Here is a 9848-nt window from a genome sequence, read left to right on the forward strand (position 1 = left end):
CGTCGCCGCGATCGAGCAGTGCCTGAACGCCATCGGCGCGGGTGAGATCTACCAGACGTGCCTGTGTCCCCGCTTCACCGGAACCCTCACCGGATCGGCGTGCAGCTTCTTCGCCGATCTCGCAGAGCGCACGCGACCCGCCAAATCCGCTTTCCTACAGGGCGATTGGGGCGCAGTGGCGAGCTTCTCCCCCGAAACCTTCCTGTCCCGACGCGGCGAACGCGTATGGTCGGCACCCATCAAGGGCACGATCGCCGCGGGCGACGACCCGACGCTGCTCGCGGCGTCGTCGAAGGACATCGCCGAGAACATCATGATCGTCGACCTCGTACGCAATGATCTGGGTCGGGTGGCACGTACCGGCTCGGTGCGCGTCGAGAGGCTGCTCGAGATCGTCGGCGCGCCCGGTGTGTGGCACCTGGTCTCGCGGGTCGGGGCCAAACTCCCTCCGGAGATCGGCAATGTGGCCTTACTCGACGCGACATTCCCTCCCGCGTCGGTCACCGGAACACCCAAACTCAGGGCAATGCAACTGCTGACCGACTGGGAGCGCGACCCACGAGGGGTGTACTGCGGAGCCGTCGGATTGGCAGGCCCCGGAGGGTTACTCGACCTGAACGTCGCGATTCGGACCGTCGAGATCACACCCGACGGCTCGATGGCACTGGGCGTGGGTGGCGGAATCACCGCGGATTCGGACCCGCGTCGGGAATGGCAGGAATGCCTCGACAAAGCGGCAAGTGTGGTCAACGCGCGACCGAGCGTGCTCGGCTAACGTAGTCGGCATGAATCGGGCCGCGAGCGTGCAGCAGGCAGCCGAGATGACGTCCGACCTCGCCGATATCCGAGCGTCCATCATCGATGAATCAACCGGCGCAACACCCTCTCCGCACTGCTATCCGGACGACTATGCGCCGCCGACACCTGTTCTCGAGTCATGGCTGCGGGCACGTACGCGAGGGCACAGCCGCGACACCCACCAACCCGAAGTGGTCAACGCCGACGAACTCGATCGTCGGCGTGAACAGAGTTCGCTACGCCACTCGGCGACAGCCGCACAGGCGATCGTCGAATCAAGCATCGACGACGCTGATCTCGTATATGGGATGTTCGACGCCGACGGCGTGATGCTCTGGGGACAAGCCGATTCCCGTCTCCGCGACCGCGCGTACGCGTTGCACATCCGGGAGGGTGCGCGCTGGGATGAAGAATCGGCCGCGACGACGGTGGTGGGGCAGGTACTCGCCGACCCGCGACCGCAGCGCGTCTACCCGGCCGAGCACTATGCGCATGCGCTGGGCGAGTGGTACTGCGCGGGGGCGCCTGTGCACGATCGGGTCACCGGCGAGGTCGCCGGGGTGATCGCCTTCGCCGGGCAGATGGATGCCGTGCAGCCCGCGACGCTCATGCTCGCCGCGTCGGTCGCGGAGTGCTGCGCACGTGTCGTCTCCGACGAGCACCAGCGCAGATTGAGCAGACTGCGTGAAACCGGTCGAACCACGTTGTCCGCCTTCAAGACCGCGCTCCTCGTCGACGACGACGGTCTCGTTGCGGACAGCCGCGGAGTGATCGCCCCGACCCGGATAGCCCCACCGGGCGACGGTGAGATGCGCTTCGTGGCCGGGCTGGGCGTGTGCATCGCGGAGCGCGTCGACGGCGGTTGGGTGGTACGTCCGTCAGGGCCGGCCGGTCCGATCCTCATCGAGCTCGACCTCCGTGGCGAACCGTCGATTCACGTCACCGACGGCCCCGACCACATCACCATTGTCGTCACGCGGCGTCACGCGCAGATCCTGCTACTGCTCTCCGACGCCGGGCGCGCGGGCCTCACCTCGGCGCAGTTGAGCAGGTTTCTGTTCGGCGACACGACCCACGAGGTGTCTGTCCGGTCCGAGATGTCGCGCCTACGCCGCGTCGTCGGCGCCCTGGTGTCGAGTCGGCCGTACCGCCTTGCCACCGACGTGACGCTGACCGTCGTCCCCGACTGACCGGCGTCGTCTGCGGGCTTCGTGGTCCCGTCGCGGTTGTGGCGGCGTCGACTTCCGCGCGTTTCGCGGCGCGGAAAGTAGGGGAAGAAACCCTTCCGCTAGTTTCGAACCTTTCCCCGCAAAACGTCGCGGGGAAACGTCAACAACCCGGGGAAGCAACCCTTCCCCCACTTTCCGCACCACCGCGCCGGGCCCCGGGCCGGGCGCCGCGCCCCGCAGAAAGTAGGGGAAGAAACCCTTCCGCTAGTTTCGAACCTTTCCCCGCAAAACGTCGCGGGGAAACGTCAACAACCCGGGGAAAAACCCTTCCCCCACTTTCCGCACCACCGCGCACCGCCCCGCCCCCGACACCGTCGGCACGCTCAATCGACTTCCGACCGCGCAGCCAGGACCGCCTCATAGATGTCGCGCCGCGATACGCCCGTACCCTCGGTGACCTGCGCGCAGGCCTCCTTGAGTCGTAGACCTCCCGCGACGAGCCGTTCGGCCTGCTCGACGAGGTCGTCGACGGCGGGTACCCGACGTTCCCCCGGCGCCACGACGACGGTGATCTCGCCGCGGACACCCTCGGCGGCCCACTGCGCGAGGTCGGCGAGCGGGCCCCGGCGGATCTCCTCGTAGGTCTTCGTCAGTTCCCGACACACGGCCGCCTCGCGATCGGGTCCGAGTACGTCGACGGCGTCCGCGATGGTGTCGGCGAGGCGATGGGGCGAATCGAAGAAGACCACGGTGCGCGGTTCGTCGACGAGTTGGCCCAGCCAGTCGAGCCGCGCCTGGTGCTTGCGTGGCGCGAACCCCTCGAAGCAGAAGCGATCCGACGGCAGGCCCGATACCGCCAGCGCGGTGGTCACGGCAGACGGTCCGGGCAGTGCCGTCACCCGCAGACCCGCTGCCGCACATGCTGCGACGATCCTGTGCCCGGGATCACTGACCGAGGGCATGCCCGCATCGGTGACCAACAGCACGGTGCTTCCGGCGCGGATCGCATCGATGAGTGCCGGGGTGCGCGCGGCCTCGACCTGGTCGTAGTAGCTGACGATGTTCCCGGTGATCGTGACGTCGAGCGCCTGGGCCAGCGCCCTGGTACGTCGGGTGTCCTCTGCGGCCACGATGTCGGCGGTCGCGAGGGCGTGCCGTAGCCGCGACGACGCGTCGTCGACCTGGCCCATCGGCGTCGCAGCCAGCACGAGTCGGCCGTTGCCCGTGTCGGTATCTGACACGTCCGGAGCGGGATTCATGCGAATCACTGTACGAGCGGCCCATTACGATGGGCCGGGTGACCATCGTCGACGGCCCCATCGCTGCGCCCGCCGCCGATCCGACACCCGACCGTGGACGCCTGCTCAAAGTGGCTGCCCTGCGTTCGACGCGGGTGCGGCCCGACCCCGAAATCGAGGTGCCGCTCTTCGGCGCACCCGACCGCATGCGGGGCCTGATCGTCGGTCTGATCATCACCCTGGTGGCCATCGCCACCCGCTTCTGGGGGCTGAACCACCCCACAGACCAGACCACACCGGTCTTCGACGAAAAGCATTACGTTCCGCAGGGCTGGCAGGTGCTGACCGGCGGCAACTGGATCGAGGACAATCCGGCCTACGGGCTCGTGGTGCACCCGCCGGTCGGCAAATGGCTGTTGGCCGTCGGCGAGTGGATGTTCGGCTACAGTCCGCTCGGTTGGCGGGTCATGTCCGCGGTCGCGGGCGTCGCGATCGTGGTGATGATCTATCGGGTCGTGCGTCGCATGGCACGGTCGACGCTCGTCGGGACGATCGCCGCGGTGTTCGCGATCTGCGACGGCGTGCTCTTCGTGCAGTCCCGCATGGGCATGCTCGATATCTTCCAGTGCCTGTTCGTCGTCGCCGCATTCACCGCGGTCATCTGCGACCGCGACCAGGTACGCGAGCGAATGTTCAACGCCTACCTCGACGGCCGCATCAACGACTCACAGTTCGGACCCCGGCTGGGTTTCCGGTGGTACCGCTTCACCGCGGGCGTGATGCTCGGCCTGACGTGTGCGACGAAGTGGTCGGGCATCTACTACATCGTCTTCTTCGGCCTGCTGGTGATCGGATTCGACGTCGCCGCGCGGAAGGCCTATCACGTTCGACGTCCCTGGGCGGGCGCGTTGGTCCGCGACGCCGTACCCGGTGTCGCGAGCCTCGTCGCGATGCCGATCGCCATCTACTTCGCGAGCTTCGTGCCGTGGTTCACCAGCGAGACGTCGGTATACCGCTACCAAGTCGGCAACACGATCGGGACCGACGGTCCATTCGCCTGGGTTCCTGGCGCATGGCGATCGCTCTTGTACTACGAGGCGGGGGTGCTCAAGTTCCACGCGGGGCTGACGAACTCTGCCGGCAACCACCACCCGTGGGAATCCAAGCCTTGGACGTGGCCGATGAGCCTGCGCCCCATGCTGTACGCGCTCGAGAATGGACCCGATCAGTGTGGTGGCGGCCAATGCGTCCGGGCCCAGATGCTGATCGGGTCGCCGGCGATGTGGTGGCTCGCGCTTCCGATGCTGATCTGGGGTCTGTGGGCCTTTCTGATCCGACGCGACTGGCGATACGCCGCGGTGATCGTCGGATACGCCGCGGGATTTCTGCCGTGGTTTGCCGAACTCGACCGCCAGATGTACTTCTTCTACGCGACGGTCCTCGCGCCATTCCTTGTGATGGGCCTGGCACTGTGTTGCGGCGACATACTGCGAGCGACCAAATCGTCGCCATGCAGACCCCGGCCCGAACGACAGGCACTCGGCATCATCGTCGTTGCGATCTATATCGGGCTGGTCGTCGCGAACTTCGCCTGGCTGTGGCCGATCCTGACCGCGAGCCCCATCTCGCCCGAACAATGGCACCAACAGATCTGGCTGCCGAGCTGGGGCTGACGCGCGGGAGGGGTGGTTTCGACAAGCTCAACCAGCGAGACCACCGCTCAACCAACGGGAAAGTGGTTTCGACAGGCTCAACCAGCGAGACCACCGCTCAACCAGCGAGACGACCGCTCAACCAACGGGAGGTTTCGACAGGCTCAACCAGCGAGACCACCGCTCAACCAGCGAGAGGACCGCTCAACCGTCAGAAGTGGCCCGCGTGACCAGTTCGACGATCGTGGCGTCGTCGACTCCCATCGCGCGCAGCGCGGCGACATGTTCGACGGTGGCACGCTGGGCGTCGTCGAGCGTCGTGTTCGATCCGGCCTTGATGAACGACCCGCGCCTGCCCCTGGTCTCGATGATCCCGGCGGCCTCGAGTTCGCGATAGCTTTTCGCGACCGTGTTCGGGGCGAGGTCGAGGTCGGCGGCCAGTGCACGCACCGTCGGAAGTCGTTCTCCGACAAGCAGTTCTCCGCGTGTGACGAGGTCGATGACACCGAGGCGGAGTTGCTCGAAGGGTGCGCGATCAGAGTCGGCGTCGATGGCGAGTTGTGCGGCGAGATCCATCGTCGACCTCAGAGCGGGTCCCGCGACAGCGGGCACGACATGCACCGTGGACCGCCGCGGCCCGAGCCGAGTTCGCGGCCCTCGATCTCGATCACCTCGATACCCGAGTCGACGAGTCTGCGGTTGGTCTCGACGTTGCGGTTGTAGGAGACCACGACGCCCGGTTCGACGGCGAGGGTGTTGTTGCCGTCGTCCCACTGCTCGCGCTCGGCGGTGACCGGGTCGAGGCCGGTGTCGATGACGCGGAGTTTGCCGATGCCCATCGCGTCCGCTGCAGCCTCCACGAAAGGTCGCGGCCCGCTCACGTCGACGTCGCCGTCGCCGAGGTCGCGCAACGTGAATGCCGACATGGTGTCGCGGATGTTCGGGTACATCACGACGGCATCGGCGTCGACCATGGTGCAGACCGTGTCGAGGTGCATGAAGGCGCGCTGTTGCTCGATCGGAACCGCCAGCGCGGTGTGGGCCAGTCCGTCGGCGAACAGGCTGCGCGCCAAGGCTTCTGCGCCTGCGGGAGTGGTGCGCTCACCGACTCCGACGGCGACGACTCCCGGTGCCAGCAGCAGCACGTCGCCTCCCTCGACGGGTGCAACCTGTGATTCGTACGCGCGTCGCGCACCCGTGAACAGCGGATGGTGCGCGTAGATCAGATCGGTCAGTGAGGTCTCTCGCACGCGGGCGGGCAGCGCGAGCGAGGTGATCGCGAAGCGAGGACCGATCCAGAAAGAACTGTCGCGGGTGAACAGCAGATTGGGCAGCGGCGCTATGGCGAACTCCGGCCCGACGTGCATCCGACGCACCAGTGACGCCGACTCCGCGGCCGGGGTCAACGGCAATTCGTCGAAGGTCATCCCAGCGGTCAACACGTCGGCGAGTTCCGGCGCGGACAGCCCGCGCAGATACCCGGCGAGTTCTTCGGCGAGGTGCGGCCCGAGTAGTCGCGAGTTGACCGCCGCGGCGATGCCCTGGATTCGCGCGGCACCACTGTGGTCTAGCGTCTCGGTGAGCAGATCACCGAGGAGAAAGACGTCGACGCCGCGCGCGGAGAGTGCTTCCGCGAACTCGTCGTGCTCCTCTTGGGCGCGGGCGACCCAGGGCAAACCGTCGAACAGTAGTTGGTCGCTGTTGCGCGGGGTGAGGCGCAGCAGTTCGTCGCCGGGACGGTGCAGCATCACCGCGCGCAGTCGGCCGACCTCTGTGTTTGAGCCGAGTGTGTAGTCACTGCTGGCAGTCGACGCAGGCATGGGTCAAATCTAGTCGCCGATGGCCGTGCATGCTCGACGCCGAGCGTCAGGGTGCGTCGGGATCGGACTGCTGGGTCGGATGCAGTCGCGGGACGGCACCGACAGCCTCGGGGGCGGACTCGCGTGCGAACAGCCAGGCGACGAATGCCACGGCGGCCACCCCTCCCGTCAGCACGAATGCCGGGCCGAATCCGACGCTTCCCGCAACGAACCCGACGATCAGTGGTCCGGTGACCGCACCGAGGTCCGACGACATGCTGTACGCCGCAAGTGCCGAACCACCCTGGCGTCTGGCGCCGAGAACGTCGGCGAGCGCGGCCTGATGCGTCGGAGCGAACAACCCCGACCCGACTCCGGCGAACAGCGACAGCACCAGCGCAAAGACGATGTTCGGCGAAAACCCGAGCAGCGCCGTCGAGATCGCCATGATGGCGAGGCCGGGAAGCATCACCGGTCGGCGACCGACCCTGTCGGACATCCTGCCCGCGACCAGGATCGCGGCGACATTGCCGGCGGCGTAGACGGCGAGCACCACACCGGTCATGGCGGCCGACTCGTGGAGTCCCTCGGTGATGAACAGCGGCACCACCGCGACGCGCACGCCCATCGACGCCCAACCCTGAGTGAAGTTCGACGCGATGATCGCGCGGTAGGCGCTGTCGTGCAACGCGGTTCGCAGCGACATCGCCCCTCGTTGCGGAGTGTCGGAGACTTCTGGCGCCGCGGTGTCGCGCAGTTGTGTTGCGACGACTGCCGACGCGATCAACAGTGCGACGGCGTACACGACGAACGGCATGCGCAATCCGAATCCGACCAGCGCGCTGCCGATCAGCGGCCCGGTGATGTTGCCGATCAGAAAGCCCGCGGAGAAAAATCCTGAAACCTTGCCGCGGATCTCGTTGGGCGACAACCTGATCAGCAGGGCCATCGCCGACACCGTGAACATCGTCGAACCGATACCGCCGGCACCGCGGAACAGCAGAAGCTGAATGTAGTTCTGCGCGAACGCACATGCCAACGTGCTCGCCGCGACGATCAACAGACCTGTCAGATAGATCCGACGCTCGCCGAGGACCGTCACCAGGCGTCCGGTGGCAGGCGCGAAGACAAGTCGCATCACCGCGAACGCCGACACCACCGCTGAGACCGCGGTGTAGCCGACGTCGAAACTGCGCGCGAAAGTCGGGAGCGCGGGCGCGATCAGACCGAAGCCGAGAGCAATGACCACGTTGGCAGCCAGCAACACCCAGATCCCGCGAGGAATCTGCTTCACTTTAGATCACGGCTCCTCCGGAAGCTTGTCGAGCGCTTCGGCGGTCAGTGTGCGACCCAGCTCGATCATCTCCGTCGCCTTGTGGAAGTCCAACGTGCGCAAGGCTTTACGTGGCACTCGAATCAGAATGTCCGGCGGGTACCCCGCGATCTGGTAGCGCGTCAGCGCGATTGACATGATGTCGAGCGAGCGCAACAGGATCTCGATCCTGCCCATCGGAGCCGCTTTGGCGCCGTCGTCTACGTCGTTCGACGTAGAGAGCGGCTCGACGTCGTCGGATCCGTCCGAGCCGGCGGGCGTGTCCTCCGCGGGTGCGTCGTGGCTAACGGAGTCGTCGGCCTCGACGCCGAACCGTTCGCGCACCGAGCGCACCCAGTCGTTCTCCAACAACGGGGTGATGTTGCGGCGGATCACGCCCTTGGTCTTGGGTGCTCGACTCGCGCCGTGTTCTGCACCGTCGTCGGCGTCGAGCACAACGCCGATCGTCACGTCGCTGCTGACCGCGGACGTCGGCGCGACGGGCAGTGGGTCGAGGATGCCGCCGTCTGCGAGCAGTCGGCCGTCGACCTCGTGGGGTCGGATCACTCCGGGAATCGCGATCGACGCCCGGATGGCGTCGACGAGACTGCCTTTCTGGAACCACACCGGCCGCCCGGCGGCGAGATCGGTGGCGACCGCGGTGAACGGGATGTCGAGGTCTTCGATCACGGTGTCGCCGAGGATCTCCCGGACCCGTGCCAGGATGCGCTCGGCGCCGATCATCCCGCCCGGTTTGGACAGCGAGACGTCGAGCAGTCGCATCACGTCGAGCTGGGACAACCCGCTGATCCAGTCGACGTAGTCGTCGAGGCGCCCGGCACAGTAGAGCCCGCCGACCAGCGCGCCCATCGACGATCCGGCGACGCTGACGATCTCGTACCCACGTGCGTCGAGTTCGGCGACGACGCCGATGTGTGCGTAGCCGCGAGCTCCCCCACTTCCCAGAGCGAGGGCCACGCGAGTCGATCGGGCCATGATGCTCAGCCTAACGATGACGTCCGACGCCGCACGCGTCAGTCGATAGGAAGCCGACGCGGCCCCGCACCCTGCCGGTTCAGCTCATCGCCGGGGTTGAGCAGGTTGCACGCACCCAGCGAGAGGCAACCGCATCCGACGCAGGAGCCGATCATGTCGCGCATGGTCTCGAGCAGCTCGATCCGGTGATTGATGTCGGCGATCCAGCGCTGCGACGCCGCCTCCCACATTGCGCGCGACGGCGACTCGTGATCGCCGAGCTCGGTGAACACCTCCCCGATCACCGCGAGGGGTATCCCCGCCGCCTGGGAAGCGCGGATGAACGCGACCCGGCGCAGCATCGCGCGGTGGTATCGCCGCTGGTTGCCCGGCGTACGCCGCGAGAAGATCAGCCCCTGGTCCTCGTAGAACCGCACGGCCGACGGCGCGATGCCCGCGCGCTGCGCCAACTCACCGACGGACAGTTCGATCTTCTTCAGGCCCATACGACGAGGATAGGCGACTTCAAGTTGACTTGAAGTCGCCTATGCCCGCTGATCGAGATGCCAACCGCTGATCGAACGCGTCCACCGCTGATCGAGCTTGTCGAGATCACACCCAAGCGCCCCGGCCCGCCGGGCGGCCGCCGGGCCCAAATGTGTGTCGTATTGAAAGATGTGGCTGCTGCAGCACACACATCCTTCGATTGGACACACATTTAGGTGCGGCCCCGCACCGCCCACCCGCTGATCGAGCTTGCCCCACCGCTGATCGAGCGCCCCCCGCGGATCGAACGCCACCACCGCTGATCGAGCTTGTCGAGATCACTTCCAAGCGCCCGGGCCCGCCGGGCGGCCGCCGGGCCTAAATGTGTGTCGTATTGAAGGATGTGGCTGCTGCAGCAC

9 protein-coding genes are annotated in these 9848 nt (G+C 66.7%); 3 read left to right on the forward strand and 6 right to left on the reverse strand.

What is annotated here, in order from left to right; genetic code table 11:
* Both B3T59_RS15485 and B3T59_RS15490 read left to right on the forward strand, forming a co-directional pair.
* A partial coding sequence (locus B3T59_RS15485) for an aminodeoxychorismate synthase component I (RefSeq protein ID WP_287004180.1) occupies positions 1-775 on the forward strand: 775 nt, incomplete at its 5' end.
* A 10-nt stretch (positions 776-785) separates the two neighbouring features.
* On the forward strand, positions 786-1988 hold the full coding sequence (locus B3T59_RS15490; RefSeq protein ID WP_287004181.1) for a GAF domain-containing protein: 1203 nt from the start codon (positions 786-788) through the stop codon (positions 1986-1988).
* A 362-nt stretch (positions 1989-2350) separates the two neighbouring features.
* Here B3T59_RS15490 and rsmI read toward each other — a convergent pair whose 3' ends face one another.
* Positions 2351-3226, reverse strand: coding sequence for a 16S rRNA (cytidine(1402)-2'-O)-methyltransferase (gene rsmI / locus B3T59_RS15495; RefSeq protein WP_287004182.1), 876 nt, complete (start codon positions 3224-3226; stop codon positions 2351-2353).
* 29 nt (positions 3227-3255) lie between these two features.
* Here rsmI and B3T59_RS15500 point away from each other — a divergent pair, with 29 nt between their 5' ends.
* Positions 3256-4878, forward strand: a complete 1623-nt coding sequence (locus B3T59_RS15500; protein ID WP_287004183.1) for a dolichyl-phosphate-mannose--protein mannosyltransferase — start codon at positions 3256-3258, stop codon at positions 4876-4878.
* A 183-nt stretch (positions 4879-5061) separates the two neighbouring features.
* Here B3T59_RS15500 and B3T59_RS15505 read toward each other — a convergent pair whose 3' ends face one another.
* From B3T59_RS15505 to soxR, 5 genes are read right to left on the reverse strand one after another with little or no spacing between them, the layout of a single operon-like run.
* A complete protein-coding gene (locus B3T59_RS15505; RefSeq protein WP_287004194.1) occupies positions 5062-5433 on the reverse strand; it encodes a GntR family transcriptional regulator in 372 nt (123 codons plus the stop codon).
* 8 nt (positions 5434-5441) lie between these two features.
* Positions 5442-6677 carry an arginine deiminase gene (locus B3T59_RS15510; protein ID WP_064861666.1) on the reverse strand — a complete coding sequence of 412 codons (1236 nt, stop codon included), beginning with the start codon at positions 6675-6677 and terminating at the stop codon, positions 5442-5444.
* A 46-nt stretch (positions 6678-6723) separates the two neighbouring features.
* Positions 6724-7950 (reverse strand): MFS transporter, encoded by a 1227-nt coding sequence (locus B3T59_RS15515; RefSeq protein ID WP_064903091.1) that lies wholly within the window; start codon positions 7948-7950, stop codon positions 6724-6726.
* A 6-nt stretch (positions 7951-7956) separates the two neighbouring features.
* Entirely contained in the window at positions 7957-8964 is a 1008-nt protein-coding gene (locus tag B3T59_RS15520) for a patatin-like phospholipase family protein (RefSeq protein ID WP_064903089.1), read from the reverse strand.
* Between the two features lie 38 nt (positions 8965-9002).
* A complete protein-coding gene (soxR, locus tag B3T59_RS15525) occupies positions 9003-9449 on the reverse strand; it encodes a redox-sensitive transcriptional activator SoxR (protein WP_005207156.1) in 447 nt (148 codons plus the stop codon).
* Positions 9450-9848 lie beyond the last annotated feature (399 nt).

Source organism: Gordonia sp. UBA7860, from assembly GCF_002500165.1.
Taxonomy (GTDB): Bacteria; Actinomycetota; Actinomycetes; order Mycobacteriales; family Mycobacteriaceae; genus Gordonia; species Gordonia sputi.